Here is a 20,077-nt window from a genome sequence, read left to right as displayed (position 1 = left end):
GTAAATCCGGCGCATTGGGGCGCATATTTTACGCTTTTTCAAATTAAATGCAAAAAAACTAATGATTAACGGGTTTTTACTGTGAGCAATCACCTTGACTAAGCTATAATAGCGGCCAGATTTATGAAGATTTAAATTACTCATTTGGAGATAGACACTTTGCACTTTACTGATCTTGGCATCGATAACCGCCTTGAAACTCAACTTGCGCACCAAGGCATTACTAAGCCTACAGATATTCAGGCTCACGCTGTGCCGACAGCATTGGCTGGCCATGATATTTTTGCTCAATCTAAAACTGGCTCAGGTAAAACATTAGCGTTTTTATTACCTGCCGTTCAACGTGTTATGAAGCAAAAAGCGCTCAGTAAACGTGACCCGCGCGTTTTAATTGTCGCTCCAACTCGCGAGCTTGCCACCCAAGTTTTTACTCAACTTAGGTTACTTATCGCTGGTACCAACATAAAAGCGGTAAAAATACTCGGTGGTGAAAACTTTAATGACCAAATAAAAGCGCTAAGAAATGATCCCCATTTTGTTATTGCTACCCCTGGTCGTTTAGCTGATCACTTAACCCAACGTTCATTGCAGTTAAGTGGTTTAGAGTTATTAATTTTCGATGAAGCAGATCGGATACTTGATTTAGGCTTCACTGAACAATTAAAAATGATTAATGATTTGGCCGACCACCGCTTACGCCAAACATTATTGTTTTCAGCAACGCTTGATCACGCCCAAGTTGATGCGCTATCACGTAATTTACTCAAAAAGCCTAAACAAATAATGCTAAGTGCTGCAAATGAGCAGCATTCTGATATCAAACAAAGCTTATATTTAGCTGATCACTTAGATCACAAAGAAGCACTATTAGAGCACTTTGTTAAACAAGAAGACGTTGGTCAATGTATTATTTTTACCGCGACACGTGCAGACACTGCCAGATTAAGTGAGCTTTTAAATAGTAAAGGGCTAAAAGCACAAGCACTTGCTGGCGATTTAACACAAAGTAAACGCCTTGAAATCATGGATGCCTTCAGCCGAGAAAACTTCAAAGTGCTTATTACCACTGACGTTGCCTCGCGTGGCTTAGATTTATTAAGCGTCACCCATGTAATCAACTTTGATTTACCCAAACATGCAGAAGAATATGTGCACCGTATTGGTCGTACAGGTCGCGCTGGATTCAAAGGCACAGCTATCTCATTGGTCGGTCCTAAAGATTGGCCTAGTTATAAGGCCATTAAATCATTTTTAAATGATGAATTAGCATTTCACACTGTTGAAGGGCTAACGGGTAAATTTAAAGGCCTGCGGGATAAAAAACCGCAAGTACAGAATAAAGTAAACGATAAAGTAAAACCAAAAGCTAAAGCTGCACCTAAGCGCAAAGCTAAGCCGAAAAAACCTCAAGCACCAATAAAAGCACCATTAAATATTGATGGTGATGCACCTATGCGCCGTCGTAAAAAGCCAGAGCAGGAATAATTATGAGTTACCTTGGTACAACCCAAACCTTATTTGTTAACGAAGTCAGTAATGAAGGTGCTTACCTTGATGGCCACGATTTAGGCGAAGTTTTTTTACCTAGCCATGAAATAAAACATGAGCTTGAAGCCGGCGATAGCATCAGTGTTTTTATCTTTTTAGATAATGCTAATTTACCGACAGCAACAACTAAAAAACCACACGCACAAGTGGGTGAATACGCCCTACTGCGTGTTAAAGAAATTAATAGCATCGGCGCTTTCTTAGATTGGGGTTTAGACAAAGATGTACTTGCCCCGTTTAATGAACAAAAGCCTCGTATGCAAGAAGGCCACTCCTACTTAGTACGTCTTTACTTAGATAACGCAAGCTCACGTATCTGTGCTTCTAGCAACTTTAATCGTTTTCTATCAAAAGATGAGCCACAATACACTGCCCTTCAGGAAGTTAATTTAATTGTGGCTGGCAAAACGGATATCGGCTACAAGGTATTGATTGAAGAAGCACATTTTGGTGTGGTTTTTTATAATATGGTATTTAAAAACCTGTTTGTTGGTCAAAAGCTCAAAGGCTTTATTCAGAAAGTCCGTGAAGATGGCAAAATAGACGTCATACTTGAAAAGCCAGGTATGGGGAAAGTCAGTGAGCTGGGTGAAAAAATAATGCAAAAGCTAAAAGACGAAGGCGGTGTTTTAGCAATTGGTGACAAGTCAGACCCTGAACTTATTAAAAAGTCTTCTCAACCAGCAAAGCAAACTACAAAAAAGCCATTGGTGGTTTGTTTAAGCAAGGGTTAATTGATATTGAAGCTAAGTCTATTAGGCTTAAGTAAGCGGTCAGCGGTCAGCGGTCAGCGGTCAGCGGTCAGCGGTCAGCGGTCAGCGGTCAGCGGTCAATTTAAAATGATATAGAAAAGAGTAAAGTGAAAGCTTTGCTCTTTTTTGTTTTTATACGCTCCAATGGCAACTATGAGCGATCACCTGTCATTGAAAAGGTTAAATTTATTCCTACTTCTTTGAGTAGGAGCCTAATTTTGTCCGATAACATTATTAAACGCCGTTTTAGTGCAAAAAAACAAGCTCAATTCCTAGCTATTTTAATTATTTGTTTACAATGGTAATTTTTGGTGAAATTATCAGGGTATGTAATATACGCCGTTTTGGTTTGTTATAAACCACCAAAATGGTGTTCAATAAGCTGTTATGTATCATAAATCGAAAATGGAGTTACGATGTTAAAGTCATTAAAGAAAATCCAATCATTCGGAGTCTACAACAACTTCAGTAGTTCAGCTGATCTTTCGGATTTTAATGATAAAAACATCATTTATGGTTGAACTATTCAGGTAAAACTACTTTTTCTAGAATCTTCTCAACTTTAGAGCATCGCAATGCCCATCCAGATTATCCGGCCGGAAAATTTACATTTGAGTTAGGTGATGGTACGAAGCTAGATGAGAATAACTTTAAAGATATTGCACCAGTGGTCAGGGTATTCAATTCTGACTTCATTGAAAACAACTTAAGCTGGGATGGAGAGTCTTTCAATCCAATTCTTCTTTTGGGCGAGGACACAATTGAAGCCGAGAAGAAAATTGATAAATATGAAGCTTTGGTTGAAAGATGCAGAACAGGTTACAAGAAAAAGCAAGATGAAGATAAAGAAATCGATAAGTTAATTAGCTCCTTAAAAACCAACACAGCTAAACAGATTAAAAACACACTAAATATCGTAGAAGCTTACACGGCGACTCATCTAGATAAAACAATAGCCATATTACCCACCCCCATCAACCAATCTTTACTAAGTGATATTGAAGTATCATCTAAGCTGAAGATGGCTTTATCCACTAATAGCGACAGATTGGAAAAGGTTAAAAATATCAGTGTTCCGCTCGGCGCAGGAGAGTTTTTTGATAAATGCAATGCAAAACTTAAGGAGACTCCCGCCTTTTCTTCAGTTATTGAATATCTGAGGGATAATCCATCAATTTCGAATTGGATTGAAACTGGGTTATCTATCAATGAAGGTAAGGAAAGTTGTGAATTCTGTGGTGGAAAAATTGATGAAGAGAGAATTAAAGGTTTTAAATTACACTTTTCTAAAGACCTAGCTAAATATAAAGGAGAATTAAAGGGGCTTATTAGAAGTGCTGAGAAACTTCCAATGGCTTATGTACACTTGAACGAAAATCAGTTGTATCCAGAGTTTAGAGCTAACATTAACGAATTTAATAGCAATATAGAAACATCAATTAAGAATTATAACAATCAAATTGAGGAGCTGATAAACAGACTTAAAGAGAAGCATGATGCGCCATTTTTAGAAGTTAATAAAATCTCTTATTCTAAAGCTCATGAAAGCTTAGTCAAAGATTCGTTAAAACAACTAAATGAGGCAATTGATCAATCCAATAAGGCTACTGAAGACTTTGATGGCCAGAAGAAAAAGGCTATAGATGAGTTGAAAAAGCACTATGCTGCGACTTTTTTGATCGATAACGAAATAGAGGAAAAGAAATCTAAGCGAGCGCTATATTCATCTCATAAAGAAAAATATAGAAATATAGCTGAGAATCTTAAAGCTGAAATTCAAGAATTACAGGCTTCAATAAGTAAGGCTCAAAAAGGTAGAGAAATTATCAATGAGTATATATCTGAATTTCTTGGTCGTGATGAAATTAGAATTGATGTAGTTGAAATAGACGGGTATGAAAGGTTTAGGCTGTCTAGAGAAGGGAGTATCGCCAAAAACCTAAGTGAAGGTGAAAAATCTGCGATTGCATTTTCATTCTTTTTAACAAAGTTAGGCGAGATTAAAGAGCTTAATCAAGCTATTGTGTATATCGATGACCCGATTTCGAGTCTTGATAGTAACCACATATTTCAAGTGAACGCATTGATTAAGGAGTATTTCTTCGGAAAAGTAAAAAATCCTGATAATGGTTCTGTTCAATGGCAATGCAAATGTAAGCAACTTTTTATATCGACTCATAATTTTGAGTTTTTCTCTTTACTAAAAGAGTTGCCACTGGGTAATAAGAAAAGTGCGTTCTTTCAAATCAAGAGAGTTTCTGGCAAGGAATCCAAAATCGTCAACTTACCAAAATCAATCGAGATGTATTCCTCAGAGTATCACTACCTTTTTAGTATAATTCATCGATTCCATAAAAGTGAAGATAAAGAAAACCTAGAGCTACTATTGTCGATTCCAAACGCAGTTAGACGATTTGTTGAACTATACACATACTCCAGAATACCAAGTTTTACCAGAGACACAGTCGATCAGCGTGCAGAACAATTATTTGGAGCACAGGAATCTAAAAGGATATTGAAAGTGCTACATTATTTTAGTCACTTGAACAATATCGAGCGATTGGCCAATAATTCAGATTTAATCTGTGATATAGGTAATGCTGTCGAGGATATAATTAAACATCTTCAAGCAGATAAAGCTCACTATGAGGCTCTATTAACGTCTGTAGCATAGCATGCATAATCGGGTAGCTGGAGGTCTCTAACCTCCAGCCCCCACACCACCCATCAAGCGCTTTTTATTAGCAGGAAGTGCAATGGGCGGTTCATCTCCCGTAATGAATATTGATCCAAATATCTCTCAATGACACTAAACCTTGTGAAGCCAAGTTGTCATTGCCTTGTGCTAGGTTTACGCCACTACCGTCAGTAGCAATTCTTATCCTTCAGCGTATCCAGTGATCTAAATCCACCGTTAGCTGATAAGCGTTGGCTATTAGGTAGTAGTGTCCTCAGGCGCGCAAATACTTTTGAGCCTAGAACCTGTATCACTCTTAAGCGCAGCGTCTCTTAACCTCTTTGTGAATCATTTACTAAATTTTTTGCAAAATAAAAGTGGGTAATGGGGTCGTGTCTTGCCTTTTGCCATTTTGTGTTTTAAATAACCGCAACTGGCATATTCAGCCTATTTATCACCAAATGATTAAGTTTGAGTATCTATAAACAAAAAGAGCAAAGTAAGTACTTTGCTCTTAGTATCAGTAATAATAATTAAAATAGCGGCTGTTTATTTTAACGAGTCATTAATTTCTTTAAGAACCGCGACTGGATCGGCGGCTTGGGTGATCGGACGACCAACAACTAAATAATCACTGCCATCATCAATGGCTTGTTTTGGCGTCATAATGCGCTTTTGATCCCCTGCATCGCTGCCTGCAGGGCGAATACCTGGGGTGACAAGTTTAAAATCTTCACCTAGTTCTGCTTTTAATTTTTTCGCTTCTTGTGCTGAGCACACTACCCCGTCAAGGCCTGACTCTTTTGCAAGCTTAGCTAAATAGATTACTTGCTCCGCAGGTGTTTTCTCGACACCTAAACGCTTAAGCTCTGTTTCATCCATGCTGGTTAAAACGGTTACGGCAATTAATAATGGCGCTTTATCACCAAATTGCTCAAGCACTTGTTTGGCTTTAGTCATCATTTCAACGCCGCCACTGGCGTGAACATTAACCATCCATACGCCCATTTTAGCAGCAGCAGTAACCGCTTTTGCAACGGTATTAGGGATGTCATGAAATTTTAAATCTAGGAAAACATCAAACCCTAAATCAATCAGCTCTTTTACAAACGTCGGCCCAAAATAGGTAAACATTTCTTTGCCTACTTTTAATCTGCAACTATCTGGAGAAAGTTGTTTTACAAAATTTAAGGCTGTTTGCTGATCATCATAATCAAGGGCGATAAGAACTTTTTTTGATTGTTCGAGAGACATAACTTTCCTAACAAGAATGAAAATATAAGTAAAATTAAAAAACCGTCTATGCCACGGCTTGGCACTATGGTTTCCCAGTGCTTACACGAAGGACACACCCAATAAATAGTGTGGCTAGTAAAACCGCAGTGCTGGCACTGAAAGTCTGGTTTAGTTGCAATATAGGACGTAACTAAGTTATCAATTTGGTCGAGCACTTCTTTAATATCATGATTTTGCTTAGCTAATAACTGCAATAAAAAACTAAAACCACGAATTGTCGGCTGGCGTTTCAGGCTATCTGTTAAAAACTTAATTGCTTGTTCTGTATGCCCTTGCTCTAATAAAGCTTGGCAATGCTTTATTTTTATTAAAACGCCACCTTTATCAAGTAGTTGTACTAGCAGCTCGTGAAATTGGTGGGTTAAATTTAACTGACTGTAACTATGCGCTAAATCGTCAATAAATAGTGGAGCGAAAAACGTAAAGTTGGTAATTAGTTCGCGCCAATAGTAAATGGCTTTTACGTAATCTTCTTTAGCAAAAGCCGACTTTCCAAGCTCAAATAATGGCCTCATGGCTTTTTGGTTTAAGCTAATTGCTTTTCGCATAATCTGCGGGTCGTTTTCAAGCAATGCTGCTTCACAGTAAAAATTAGCAATCGCTTTAAAATGTTGAGGTTTTGAAAATAAGTCGCTGTGGGCTTCAAACATATTAATGCCTTTTTCCCACTCACGTGTTTGTGAATACAAGGTAAGGATAGGCTCGAGCGCTTCACTTTGATTCGCTTTAACTAGCCATACTAAATGCTCTTCTGCACCATCTAATAGTCCAGCCATAATATAGTCTTCAGCAAGCTCTAGACGACTAGAGGCTGCCTGCTGTTCATTGAGGCTAGGATGCTTTAACAAAAGTTCATGGATTTTAATTGCACGGTCTAACTCACCACGGCGACGAAACATGGTCGCAAGTGTTGAATAATGCTCTACAGAGTCCGCTGCAACTTCTAACAAATTAATGAGGTGTTCAAGGCCTTGATCTTCTTCTCTATCGAGTAAGAACTTTAACCCTTTACTGTATTCTGAGGTGATCTGACGGTTTAATTGATGAGCTTGGTTTTTAGCACTGTTTTTACCCATGATCCAGCCATAACCAGCCGCAACAGGTAAAAGTAAAAACAAAAGCTCAATCATAGTTAGGTGTCTTTATTAGCAACAAGCTTATTATTATTTTTTTCAGGCGCTAATTTTTTTTTCAAACGATAATTTTGCCACTTCAATTGTGAAAACAATTTAAAGCTAATAAAACAACCAATTGCGACACCTAAAGCAAAGCAGATACTAATTATCATTGCTAAGGGTAATGTATTACTAGCAATAATGTAATTAATTTGTACCAACTGTGGATTCTGTGAACCAAGTACAAATGCAAAAATTAAGCATATTGCTACCAAGATTACTTTTAATACCCGAAACAAGTAACTACTCCTGCTGGTAACTAGGCAATGCTCGCGTTAACGCGATCTCTAAGTTCTTTACCTGGTTTAAAATGTGGTACATGTTTACCGTCTAGTTCAACCGTATCACCTGTTTTAGGGTTACGGCCAGTACGCGGCGAACGAAAATGTAATGAGAAACTACCAAAGCCACGGATCTCAATACGATCTGAGCTTGATAATGAGCCGGCCATTTGTTCAAGAATTTCTTTAACAGCATTTTCAACATCTTTCACAGGTACGTGTGCATGTTGCTCGGCAAGTTGTTCTATCAATTCTGACTTAGTCATAGCGTTTCCTTAAAAAGAGATAAAGGAAGGGCAACACTGCCCTTCCAATTATTAAGACTGATTAATTAGTCTTTTTGTGCATTTGCGAATGCAGCAGCCATTGCGTTTTCGAACACTGGCTCTTCTTTCTTAAGCTTTTCTAGTACTTCTTTCTCTTCTGCTTCGAAAAGAGCTTTAACTGAAAGGCTTAAAGTGCGGTTCTTACGATCAACACCAACATATTTCACTTCAACTTCGTCGCCTACAGAAACAACAGTAGTTGCATCTTCAACGCGCTCTTGAGCGATATCAGCTACACGGATGTAACCTTCAACGCCTTCGATAAGTTCAACTGTTGCGCCTTTCGCATCAACTTCTGTCACTTTACCTTTAACAATAGCACCTTTTTTGTTTGCATCAAGGTAGTTATTGAATGGGTCAGCTTCGATTTGCTTAACACCTAGAGAGATACGTTCACGCTCTGGGTCAACTTGCAATACGATAGCAGTGATTTCGTCGCCTTTCTTGAATTCACGTACAGCGTCTTCGCCAGGTGTATTCCAAGAAATGTCTGAAAGGTGAACAAGACCATCAATACCACCGTCAAGACCGATAAAGATACCGAAGTCAGTGATTGATTTGATCTTACCAGTAACTTGATCGCCTTTGTTTTGAAGACGAGCAAATTCTTGCCAAGGATTAGCAATACATTGCTTAAGACCTAGAGAAATACGACGACGTTCTTCGTCGATTTCAAGAACCATAACTTCAACAGTGTCACCTAGTGAAACAACTTTTGAAGGGTGGATGTTCTTGTTAGTCCAATCCATTTCAGAAACGTGTACTAGACCTTCAACGCCTTCTTCGATTTCTACGAAGCAGCCGTAATCAGTAAGGTTAGTTACACGACCAGAAAGTTTAGAACCTTCTGGGTAGCGACCAGCGATAGCTGCCCATGGATCTTCGCCAAGCTGTTTAAGGCCTAGAGATACACGAGTTTTATCTTTGTCGAATTTAAGAACTTTAACTGCGATTTCGTCGCCAACATTAACGATTTCTGAAGGGTGCTTAACACGCTTCCACGCCATATCAGTGATGTGTAGTAGACCATCAACACCACCAAGGTCAACGAATGCACCGTAGTCAGTAAGGTTCTTAACGATACCTTTAACTTCTTGACCTTCAACAAGGTTAGCAAGAAGCTCTTCACGTTCTTGTGAGTTTTCAGATTCGATAACTGCACGACGTGAAACAACAACGTTGTTACGTTTTTGGTCAAGCTTGATTACTTTGAATTCAAGCTCTTTGCCTTCAAGGTGAGTTGTGTCACGTACTGGACGAACATCAACAAGTGAACCAGGTAGGAAAGCACGGATTGAATCAACTTCAACTGTGAAACCGCCTTTAACTTTACCGTTGATAACACCAGTAACAGTCTCTTGCTCTTCACATGCTTTCTCAAGACGGATCCACGCTTCGTGACGCTTCGCTTTCTCACGAGAAAGGATAGTTTCACCGAAACCGTCTTCGATTGCATCTAGTGCAACATCTACTTCGTCGCCAACTGCAACTTCTAGTTCACCAGCAGCATTTTTGAATTGCTCTGCAGGGATAGCACTTTCTGATTTAAGACCAGCATCTACAAGTACAATGTTATTCTCGATAGAGATTACTGTACCTTTAACAATAGAGCCTTGCTCTGCTTCAAAACCCTTTAGGCTTTCTTCAAATAACTGCGCAAAATTTTCTGACATACGAATATACGTCTCATATATTTAATACCAATAAGCAACCATGCTGCATGGGGTTGTTAAAATAGCACTGGCATCCTGCTGGCGCATGTAAAAATGTGTTTACTTTCTGCTAGGAAATTTACCTTCAGAAACCGCTGTATCCAACAAAGTCATAACTTTATCAAATACTTGCTGCGCATTGAGCTCGCTAGTATCAAGTTCAATAGCATCATCTGCCGGTACAAGCGGCGCAACTTCACGATTCATATCGCGTTCGTCACGAGCTTGAATATCTTCTAATAGACCACTTAGTGTAACATCAAGACCGCGTTCATTCAACTCAACATAACGTCGGCGTGCGCGTTCTTGTGCACTGGCGGTTAAATAAATTTTTAGTGGTGCATCAGGGAATACCACAGTCCCCATATCACGACCATCCGCAATTAAGCCATTTTCGGTGCGAAAAGCACGTTGGCGACGAAGTAGCGCTTCTCTCACTCGAGGTAAAGCTGCCACTTTTGATGCCGCGGCTCCAACTTCTTCATTACGAATAGTGGTTGATACATCTTCGCCTTCAAGAATAACCTTTCCAGCATTGGTTTGACTATCAACTAAAAACTGCACATCCAGATTGGCAGCTAAAGGCACCAATGCCTCTTCGTTGTCCAATGCAATTTGATGATGAAGTGCTGCCAGTGATAACACACGATAAATCGCGCCACTGTCTAAAACATCCCATCCTAATTTATCGGCTAACAAGCGACAAACAGTTCCTTTACCTGAACCACTTGGGCCATCAACGGTGATTACGGGCATTAATAACGCCTGCATTTAAAACCTCCTGCAATGCACACCAAAATAAAACCGCCGTATTATACGCCAGATATTAAAATAGATCCGCTTTTTGTACGTAAGTTTTTATTTTTACGTATTGTAACTATTTACTTACAGACGCTAGTACATTGAAAAACGTTGGAAAAGTTTTATAGGTACATTTAGGATCGTTAATTGTGATTGCTTGACCACCCACTGCTACCATGGCAAAGCACATGGCTATTCTATGGTCATCGTAGGTGTCTATGGCCACATCATTAAATTTAGTTGGTGGCGTTATTTCAATAAAGTCTTGGCCTTCAACAACCTCAGCCCCCACTTTACGTAGCTCAGTGGCCATGGCATACAATCTGTCAGTTTCTTTAACCCGCCAATTATATATATTTCGAATGGCGGTCGGCCCATCGGCAAATAATGCGACGGTGGCAAGGGTCATAGCAGCATCAGGAATTGCATTAGCATCAATATCGACTCCTTTCAACTGGCCTTTACGCACCACTAATCGCTCATCATACCAATCAATTTGTGCGCCAACCTGCTCCATTACTTTGGCAAAGCCAATATCGCCTTGAACTGATTTTGCACCCACGCCTTTTATTTCAATTTCACCACCTGCAATGGCCGCTGCGGCAACAAAATATGATGCTGATGAAGCATCCCCCTCTACCATAATTCGCTCGACAGCTTTGTATTGCTGTGAACCTTTAACTTTAAAAGATTTATAATTATCATGACTAACATCAACACCAAAACGCGCCATCACATCTAAAGTAATATCGATATATGGTTTTGACACTAAAGTACCTTTAATAGTGATTGTGGTATCGCCATTAAATAGTGGTGCAGCCATTAATAGTGCGGTTAAAAATTGACTTGAAATACTGCCATCAATTTCAACATTACCACCATTAATTTGACCACCCGTGATTTTCAGTGGCGGATAATCTAAATGCTTTAAGTATTTAATTTCACCACCAAGCGCTTGTAATGCATCAACCAAATGGCCTATTGGGCGCTCTTCCATACGCGGTTCACCAATTAGCTCATACTCACCCTGTACAGCCGCTAGCACGGCTGTTAGAGGGCGATATGCTGTACCTGCGTTACCTAAAAATAAAGGCTCACTTGGCGTTAAAAACTGCCCACCAACGCCTTGCACGGTAGCCACTGTTTTATCTTCATTAAGTTCAACATTAACCCCTAATAGTTTTAGGGCGCCAAGCATATGACGAATATCGTCGCTATCAAGTAAGTTTTCAACAACGGTGGTGCCTTGTGCAAGAGCAGCCAGTAATAATATCCTATTAGATAAACTCTTAGAGCCAGGGAGGGTAACACTGCCATTCACAGACGATATTGGCTCAAGTCGTAACTGTTCCATTAACTGTTCTCCTGAGCAAATTTAGCCATGAAATCAACCAGCGCTTTAACACCAGCAAGCGGCATTGCATTATAAATACTCGCGCGCATGCCACCGACTATTCTGTGCCCTTCCAATGCAAGTAAACCCGCGGCTTTAGCTTGAGCTAAAAATTGCTCATTTAAACTTTCGTCATTTAACCAAAATGGTACATTCATCCGAGAGCGGCAATGTTTAGCTACTTTATTGTTATAAAATGGCGACTCGTCAATAAAGTTGTATAACAGCTCAGCTTTTGCAATATTTTGCTGTTCCATGGCTTTAACGCCACCGTTTTGCTCAAGCCATTCGAATACTTCAGCGGCTAAGTACCAAGCAAACGTTGGCGGTGTGTTATACATGCTGCCTTGTTTAACTTCCAGAGCATAATCAAAAATCCCCGGCTTTGGTAGGCCTTGGCGTTCAAGCAAACTTTTACGAATGATGACTATCGCAAGCCCTGAAGGGCCGATATTTTTTTGTGCACCGGCATAAATTAAATCAAATTGCTCTACATCAAATTCGCGAGACAGAATTGTTGATGACATATCAGCGACAATTGGCGCTGTTGGGTGGCTTGGTACATCGAACATTTCTATACCATCAATGGTTTCATTTGGGCAATAATGAATATATGAAGGGTCTTTTGGAAATTCCCACTCACTCACTGGTTTAATTGAAAATTGCTCGTTTGTATCATTACGTACATCGAGCTCTTGAACTTGCGTAAACTTTAATGCCTCAGCAACTGCACCTTTTGACCACACCCCGTTTTCACAATAAACAGCGGTTTTATCATCTAAGTGTAAGTTTAAAGGCACAGCTGCAAATTGACCACGACCACCGCCGTGCATAAATAGTACTTCAAACTCATCGCTAATATTCATTAAACGACGTAGGCTAGCTTCGCATTTTTCAGTTAAAGCTAAAAATTCTTTACTTCGGTGACTAATTTCCATCACCGATACACCTAAATTTTGCCAATCGACAAATTCTTTTTGTGCTTTTTCCATCACAGCTGGCGGTAGCATTGCTGGACCCGCACAAAAATTATATATACTCATTACCTTTCCTCATTCCAGTAATTACTTTTTTTATTTATAAATAAAAAAAAGCGGCCGAAGCCGCTTTTTAATGGTCAATGTTATTCAACCGGTGGATTATCACCCGCGTCTTCATTAACCGTTTCGACTATTTCTTCGCTCTCGCCTTCGATAGCGTCAAGCTCATCGATTTCGATCTCTTCGATACGTTGTAAACCAACTACTTGCTCTTCGTCAATAGTTCTTATCAAAATAACACCTTGAGTATTACGCCCAACGGTAGAAACTTCGTTTACACGTGTTCGAACAAGCGTACCACGATTAGAGATAATCATGATTTCGTCATTGTCGTCAACTTGCACAGCACCGACAACAGCGCCGTTACGCTCACTCACTTTAATCGATACAACACCCTGTGTTGCGCGACTCTTAGATGGGTAATCTTCAAGTGATGTACGCTTACCGTAACCATTTTCAGTCACAGTTAAGATAGCACCATTTGTTTTTGGTACAATTAAAGATACAACACGTTGCTCATCGGCCATCTTGATACCACGAACACCTGTTGCGGTACGACCCATTGGGCGCACACCTTTAAAGCGGATTTCAGGGTTACCATCTTCATCAAGCACAGGGTTACCATTTTCATCAACAACCGCTGTCTCTTCAGCTTCTTTAAAGCGTACAACTTTACCTGCGTCAGTGAAGAGCATGATTTCGTTGCTACCGTCGGTGATATCAACACCGATTAAGCTATCGCCTTCATTAAGATTTACGGCGATGATACCGCTAGCACGTTGACGGCTGTATGCAGTCAGTGGTGTTTTCTTCACTGTACCAAATGCAGTTGCCATGAAGATGTATTTATCTTCTTCGTATTCACGTACCGGCAAGATAGCGGTAATACGCTCATCAGCTTCAAGTGGTAGTAAGTTAACAATTGGCTTACCACGTGCTGCACGACTCGCTAGTGGTAATTGATACACTTTAAGCCAGTACAAGCGCCCTGCTGTTGAGAAGCACAAAATCGTATCGTGGGTATTAGCAACAAGGAGACGTTCGATGAAATCTTCATCTTTCATCTTCGTCGCTGATTTACCTTTACCACCACGTCGCTGCGCTTCGTAATCTGATAATGGTTGATACTTCACATACCCTTCGTGAGACAGGGTAACAACAACATCTTCTTCATTGATCAAGTCTTCAAGACTAATATCGTGGGCTGCGGCGTTAATTTCTGTACGACGCTCATCACCGTATTGGTCTTTAATTTCAACCAATTCATCACGAATAACTTCCATTAAACGCTCTGGTGAAGCCAAGATATGTAATAACTCAGCAATTAAATCTAACAACGTTTGGTATTCGTTTAAGATTTTTTCATGTTCAAGACCAGTCAGTTTGTGTAAACGTAGGTCTAGAATCGCCTGTGCTTGCTGCTCAGAAATATAATATTGGCCGTCACGAATACCTAAGTCATCCGCTAACCAATCAGGGCGTGCAACGTTTGCTTCACCTGCTTTTTCAAGCATCGATTTAACGTTACCTAACTCCCAAGGGCGTGCTGTTAATGCGGCTTTAGCTTCTGCTGGTGTCGGTGATTTACGAATTAATTCGATAATCGGGTCGATATTCGCAAGCGCTATAGCTAAACCTTCAAGGGTATGAGCACGGTCACGGGCTTTACGTAAGTCAAACACGGTACGACGCGTAACCACTTCACGACGGTGAATGATAAACGCTTCAAGCATTTCTTTTAAGTTAAAGCATTTAGGTTGGTTATTGATCAAAGCAACCATGTTCATACCAAACACTGTTTGAAGCTGTGTTTGTGCATACAGGTTATTAAGAATAACTTCGCCTACGTCGCCACGTTTTATCTCGATAACGATACGCATACCGTCTTTATCAGATTCATCACGTAATGCGCTGATACCTTCGATTTTCTTATCTTTTACAAGCTCGGCGATTTTTTCAATCAGACGCGCTTTATTTACTTGATAAGGGATCTCATGAACAATGATAGTCTCACGACCAGACTTTTCGTCCACTTCAATTTCAGCACGGGCACGAATATATACTTTACCACGGCCAGTTAAATAGGCTTGTTCAATGCCTTTTTTACCGTTAATGATTGCTGCAGTTGGGAAGTCAGGACCAGGAATGTATTCTATTAACTCATGAATAGTTAAATCTGGGTTTTGTATTAAAGCCAAACAGCCATTAATAACTTCAGATAAATTGTGTGGCGGTATATTTGTTGCCATACCTACCGCGATACCTGATGAACCATTGACTAACAAGTTAGGAACTTTCGTTGGTAACACATCAGGGATTTGTTCAGTACCATCATAGTTAGGTACAAAATCAACGGTCTCTTTTTCAAGATCGGCTAATAATTCATGAGACATTTTTGCCATGCGCACTTCGGTATAACGCATTGCTGCCGCAGAGTCACCATCAACAGAACCAAAGTTACCTTGGCCGTCTACTAACATATAACGTAAAGAGAATGGCTGGGCCATACGGACTATGGTGTCATAAACCGCACTGTCGCCATGGGGGTGGTATTTACCAATTACGTCACCGACAACACGTGCCGATTTTTTATATGGTTTATTCCAATCATTACTAAGCTCGTTCATTGCAAACAAAACGCGGCGGTGAACTGGCTTTAAACCATCACGCACGTCAGGCAATGCACGTCCAACAATTACGCTCATCGCGTAATCTAAATAGGACGTTTTTAACTCGTCTTCAATATTGACTGGCAGAATTTCATTGGCGAGATCAGTCATTTGATATCACATTCCTTCAGTATTAACTCACAAAGTGCCGTTTTAAAGGCGCTATAGAGTATTTGTTGTTATTAAACGTATTCTAATAGACCATGCTACCACAATTAATTTAGATTTACAGGCGCTAAATCTTTGCGATTTATTAATTTAGCCCTATATAATGGCCTCAGATTGACGAGGAAGTATTTTATGACCGAACATCAAAATGTAGATAGTGCAGAAATTGCAAAGTTTGAAGCCATTGCCGAAAGGTGGTGGGACCGTGAAGGTGAATTTAAACCCCTTCATGAAATTAATCCGTTACGATTAGATTTTATCTGTAATAAGACACAAGGGGTATTTGATAAGGAAGTACTTGATGTTGGCTGTGGTGGCGGAATTTTAACTGAAAGCATGGCCCGTATGGGCGCTAAGGCGACCGGCATTGATATGGGGCAAGAGCCATTAACAGTGGCAAAGTTGCATAGTTTAGAAACGGGTGTGAATGTAGATTATATAAAAGTACCTGCAGAAGAGTATGCACAAGCTAACCCTGCTCGCTTTGACGTAATTACCTGTATGGAAATGCTTGAACACGTCCCTGATCCAGCTTCAATTATTCATGCAGTAGCGGCCTTAGCTAAACCAGGGGCTGATGTGTTTTTTTCAACGCTTAACAAAACCCCAAAAGCGTATTTATTCGCTATTGTCGGAGCAGAAAAGCTTTTAAAAATGGTGCCTGAAGGTACTCACGATCATAAAAAGTTTATCAAGCCCGCACAATTGATTGCTTGGGCTGAACAAGCGGGCTTAAAAGTGCGCGCCAGTACGGGTTTAAATTACAATCCACTATCAAAGCAATACACATTAAATAGTGATGTAAGCGTTAATTATATTCTACATTTTGAGAAACTTGCCTAATGGTGAGTTTTAATAAATCACACGACATTAATTATGAAGCCTTCATTTTCGATTTAGACGGTACCCTACTTGATACAGCGGATGATTTAGGTGCTGCACTTAACAGTGTACTCAAAGTGCATTTGATGCCGTTGGTAAGTGAAGAGATATACCGCCCAGCGGCTTCAAATGGTGCGGTAGCACTTCTTGAAGCCGGCTTTGGTCAGATATGGCACTCACGTCCAGATCAGGCTGAGCTTCGCCAGCAATTACTTGATGCCTACAGTGCCAACATTGCGACCCATAGCCGTTGTTTTACTGGCGTCGCGCAATTGTTATTAGCGCTTGAGCAACAAAAGATCAAATGGGGATCATGACAAATAAGCCTGAGTTTCTCACTAAACCATTAGTTGCCCAAATACCAGAGCTAAAAGATACGCAAGCCTTAGTCAGTGGTGATACCCTTAATATTGCAAAGCCCTCCCCTTTACCTTTGTTACATACTGCCGAGCTTTTTAGGTGTCGAACCCAAGCGCTGTTTATATATCGGCGATGCGCAACGCGACATAGAAGCTGCGAAAGCCGCCAATATGTACAGCGCGACCGCACTGTGGGGTTATGTACCAAGTGAAGCAGAGGCATTAAGTTGGAATGCAGATTTTAACTGGCAAAGCCCAATTGATGGATTTAACCACATATAGTGCATTAACAATTTAAAAACACTATATGTTGTGATTAGTTTAAAATTAGCTCAAACTGTGTTGATAAAAAAGCAGCCAAAATTTATTTTCAAAATGACTAAATTTAATAGATCTTGAGTTGCTTTTTATAAATTTCATCTTAATCAAAAGGTCAAAGGTTAATGGCTACTAACACAAGCATGTTATCCCAAACTTATCCACAAAAGGTCTCATTTCTGTCCCTTGCAAATGATCGCAGACCACACTATCTTGTGATCTAGAATTTGAAGAGCACCAGATATTGTGGCTAAATGTTATTCAATTAAATTCGCTTTTAACTTTATAACTAGAATAATAATTTTCTAAGACTATATTTCCCAAGGAATACAGGCAAAACTATGAACCAACAGCTATCTGTAAGCAAACGTGACGGCCGTAAAGAGTCACTTGATCTTGATAAAATTCATCGCGTTATTGAGTGGGCCGCCGAAGGTTTAAATAACGTTTCTGTTTCTCAAGTAGAGTTAAAGTCGCATATTCAGTTTTATGATGGTATTCGCACTGAAGATATCCATGAAACAATTATCAAAGCTGCCGCTGATCAAATATCTAAAGACAGCCCGGATTATCAATACTTAGCGGCTCGTTTAGCTGTATTCCATCTACGTAAAAAAGCGTATGGCCAATTTGAGCCACCGCGTTTATATGATCACATTACTAAGTTAGTAGAAGATAAGCGATATGATGCGCATCTACTGGTTGATTACACAGAGCAAGAAATTGACGAGCTAGATAACTACCTCGATCATAGCCGAGATTTAAACTTCAGCTACGCAGCAGTGAAGCAGCTAGAAGGCAAGTATTTAGTACAAAACCGTGTAACGGGTGAAATTTACGAAAGTGCACAATTTTTATATATTCTGGTTGCGGCAAGTTTGTTCTCGGATTACCCAAAAGAAACACGTTTAGATTACATCAAGCGTTTTTATGATGCGGTATCAATGTTTAAAATTTCATTACCAACGCCAATTATGGCGGGGTACGTACACCAACACGTCAATTCAGCTCATGTGTACTGATTGAGTGTGGTGACAGCTTAGATTCTATCAATGCCACTTCTTCTGCCATTGTTAAGTACGTATCGCAACGTGCAGGTATTGGTATTAATGCAGGTCGTATTCGTGCACTTGGCAGCCCTATTCGCAATGGTGAAGCTTACCATACGGGTTGTATCCCATTTTATAAACACTTTCAAACCGCTGTTAAAAGTTGTTCGCAAGGCGGTGGTTCGTGGTGGTGCAGCAACGTTATTCTACCCATTATGGCATCTAGAAGTAGAAAACTTATTAGTACTTAAAAATAACCGTGGTGTTGATGATAACCGTGTTCGTCACTTAGATTACGGCGTACAATTTAATAAACTAATGTATGCGCGTCTGATCAAAGATGATTACATTACGTTGTTCAGCCCGTCTGATGTGCCTGGTTTATACGATGCATTTTTTGAAGATCAAAACGAATTTGATCGTTTATATGTTCAATATGAGCAAGACGAATCAATTCGTAAAAAGCGTATAAAAGCAATCGAGCTATTTTCAATGTTTGCCCAAGAGCGTGCTAGCACTGGCCGTATTTATTTACAAAATGTTGATCATTGTAATACGCACAGCCCATTTATTGCTAAAGTTGCGCCGATCCGTCAATCTAACTTATGTTTAGAAATCGCATTACCAACTAAACCGCTTAATAACGTAAATGATGAAGAAGGTGAAATTGCATTATGTACTCTTTCGGCCTTTAACTTAGGTGCTATTGAGTCACTTGATGAATTAGAAGAGCTTGCTGAACTTGCAGTACGTGCACTAGATAACTTACTTGATTTCCAAGATTATCCTGTGCCTGCAGCTAAAAATGCAACGATGGGCCGTCGTACACTGGGTATAGGTGTTATTAACTATGCTTATTACCTTGCTAAAAATGGCAAGCGTTACTCAGATGGCAGTGCCAATGCACTTACCCACAAAACATTTGAAGCAATTCAATATTACCTAATGAAAGCGTCAAATGAGCTTGCAAAAGAACGCGGTGCATGTCCTAAGTTCAATGAAACAACGTACTCACAAGGTATAATGCCCACTGATACGTACAAAACAGACTTAGATAAAATCTGTGATGAGCCACTGCATTTAGATTGGGATACATTACGTGCCAATATTAAAGAGCACGGTATGCGTAACTCAACGCTTTCAGCCTTGATGCCGTCAGAGACTTCATCACAAATATCAAACGCAACTAATGGTATTGAGCCACCACGTGGTCATATCAGTGTTAAAGCAAGTAAAGATGGTATTTTAAAACAAGTTGTACCTGAGTATGACCGCTTGAAAGATAACTATGAGTTATTATGGGATATTCCTTCAAACCAAGGGTATTTGCAACTTGTGGGTATTATGCAAAAGTTTGTTGATCAAACTATCTCAGCAAATACAAATTATGATCCAAATAAGTTTGAAGGTGGTAAAGTACCTATGAAGGTATTACTGCAAGACTTGCTTGCTGCTTATAAGCTTGGCGTAAAAACCTTGTATTACCACAACACCCGCGACGGTGCATCAGATTCACAAGATGAGCTTGCTCCGCAAGTAGAAGATGACGATTGCGCAGGCGGTGCGTGTAAAATATAAAAATATTTAAATAAAATGACAGCGGGCTTCATGCCTGCTTTGCCCTGTTAGTT

The 20,077-nt window shown here is 39.9% G+C and carries 11 protein-coding genes and 5 pseudogenes; 7 read left to right on the top strand and 9 right to left on the bottom strand.

Annotated features, from left to right (window positions below):
- The first annotated feature begins 159 nt into the window (after nucleotides 1–159).
- The 4 genes and pseudogenes from ACU8V8_RS07385 to ACU8V8_RS07370 all read left to right on the top strand — a co-directional run bounded on the left by ACU8V8_RS07385 (nucleotide 160) and on the right by ACU8V8_RS07370 (nucleotide 4,974).
- Nucleotides 160–1,485, top strand: coding sequence for a DEAD/DEAH box helicase (locus tag ACU8V8_RS07385; RefSeq protein ID WP_446889319.1), 1,326 nt, complete (start codon nucleotides 160–162; stop codon nucleotides 1,483–1,485).
- 2 nt (nucleotides 1,486–1,487) lie between these two features.
- Nucleotides 1,488–1,619, top strand: a pseudogene (locus ACU8V8_RS07380) (S1-like domain-containing RNA-binding protein); the annotation flags it as partial.
- 186 nt (nucleotides 1,620–1,805) lie between these two features.
- A pseudogene (locus tag ACU8V8_RS07375) lies at nucleotides 1,806–2,317 on the top strand (hypothetical protein).
- Nucleotides 2,318–2,817: 500 nt separating this feature from the next.
- Nucleotides 2,818–4,974 carry an AAA family ATPase gene (locus tag ACU8V8_RS07370; RefSeq protein ID WP_446889318.1) on the top strand — a complete coding sequence of 719 codons (2,157 nt, stop codon included), beginning with the start codon at nucleotides 2,818–2,820 and terminating at the stop codon, nucleotides 4,972–4,974.
- Nucleotides 4,975–5,526: 552 nt separating this feature from the next.
- Here the strand turns inward: ACU8V8_RS07370 and pyrF are convergent.
- The 9 genes and pseudogenes from pyrF to gyrA form a co-directional block, all read right to left on the bottom strand.
- The gene (pyrF, locus tag ACU8V8_RS07365; protein WP_446889317.1) at nucleotides 5,527–6,231 is read right to left on the bottom strand and encodes an orotidine-5'-phosphate decarboxylase; all 705 of its coding nucleotides are present in this window, start codon (nucleotides 6,229–6,231) and stop codon (nucleotides 5,527–5,529) included.
- A gap of 38 nt (nucleotides 6,232–6,269) precedes the next feature.
- Nucleotides 6,270–7,403 (bottom strand): annotated as a pseudogene (lapB, locus tag ACU8V8_RS07360) (lipopolysaccharide assembly protein LapB); the annotation flags it as partial.
- Nucleotides 7,404–7,405: 2 nt separating this feature from the next.
- Nucleotides 7,406–7,687 carry a lipopolysaccharide assembly protein LapA domain-containing protein gene (locus ACU8V8_RS07355; RefSeq protein WP_087532198.1) on the bottom strand — a complete coding sequence of 94 codons (282 nt, stop codon included), beginning with the start codon at nucleotides 7,685–7,687 and terminating at the stop codon, nucleotides 7,406–7,408.
- A 20-nt stretch (nucleotides 7,688–7,707) separates the two neighbouring features.
- The gene (gene ihfB, locus ACU8V8_RS07350) at nucleotides 7,708–7,995 is read right to left on the bottom strand and encodes an integration host factor subunit beta (protein WP_087532199.1); all 288 of its coding nucleotides are present in this window, start codon (nucleotides 7,993–7,995) and stop codon (nucleotides 7,708–7,710) included.
- Nucleotides 7,996–8,060: 65 nt separating this feature from the next.
- Nucleotides 8,061–9,728 carry a 30S ribosomal protein S1 gene (gene rpsA, locus ACU8V8_RS07345; RefSeq protein ID WP_256826045.1) on the bottom strand — a complete coding sequence of 556 codons (1,668 nt, stop codon included), beginning with the start codon at nucleotides 9,726–9,728 and terminating at the stop codon, nucleotides 8,061–8,063.
- 99 nt (nucleotides 9,729–9,827) lie between these two features.
- Nucleotides 9,828–10,538, bottom strand: a complete 711-nt coding sequence (gene cmk, locus ACU8V8_RS07340) for a (d)CMP kinase (protein ID WP_446889316.1) — start codon at nucleotides 10,536–10,538, stop codon at nucleotides 9,828–9,830.
- A gap of 106 nt (nucleotides 10,539–10,644) precedes the next feature.
- Complete coding sequence (gene aroA, locus ACU8V8_RS07335) at nucleotides 10,645–11,922, bottom strand: 3-phosphoshikimate 1-carboxyvinyltransferase (RefSeq protein WP_446889315.1); 1,278 nt, start codon at nucleotides 11,920–11,922, stop codon at nucleotides 10,645–10,647.
- Nucleotides 11,922–13,004 carry a 3-phosphoserine/phosphohydroxythreonine transaminase gene (gene serC / locus ACU8V8_RS07330; RefSeq protein WP_446889314.1) on the bottom strand — a complete coding sequence of 361 codons (1,083 nt, stop codon included), beginning with the start codon at nucleotides 13,002–13,004 and terminating at the stop codon, nucleotides 11,922–11,924. Before serC ends, aroA begins: the two co-directional genes overlap by 1 nt.
- 80 nt (nucleotides 13,005–13,084) lie before the next feature.
- Entirely contained in the window at nucleotides 13,085–15,781 is a 2,697-nt protein-coding gene (gene gyrA, locus ACU8V8_RS07325; protein ID WP_446889313.1) for a DNA topoisomerase (ATP-hydrolyzing) subunit A, read from the bottom strand.
- A gap of 189 nt (nucleotides 15,782–15,970) precedes the next feature.
- On the opposite strand from gyrA, the gene ubiG reads away from it, so the two are divergent.
- The 3 genes and pseudogenes from ubiG (at nucleotide 15,971) to nrdA (ending at nucleotide 20,024) form a co-directional block, all read left to right on the top strand.
- Complete coding sequence (ubiG, locus tag ACU8V8_RS07320; protein ID WP_446889312.1) at nucleotides 15,971–16,681, top strand: bifunctional 2-polyprenyl-6-hydroxyphenol methylase/3-demethylubiquinol 3-O-methyltransferase UbiG; 711 nt, start codon at nucleotides 15,971–15,973, stop codon at nucleotides 16,679–16,681.
- Nucleotides 16,681–17,361 (top strand): annotated as a pseudogene (locus tag ACU8V8_RS07315) (HAD family hydrolase). Before ubiG ends, ACU8V8_RS07315 begins: the two are co-directional and overlap by 1 nt.
- Nucleotides 17,362–17,738: 377 nt before the next feature.
- Nucleotides 17,739–20,024 (top strand): annotated as a pseudogene (gene nrdA / locus ACU8V8_RS07310) (class 1a ribonucleoside-diphosphate reductase subunit alpha).
- Nucleotides 20,025–20,077: the final 53 nt, after the last annotated feature.

The organism is Pseudoalteromonas sp. SaAl2, from assembly GCF_052947895.1.
Note: the sequence above shows the minus strand (reverse complement) of the source record. Positions and strands in the feature narration are given on the sequence as shown.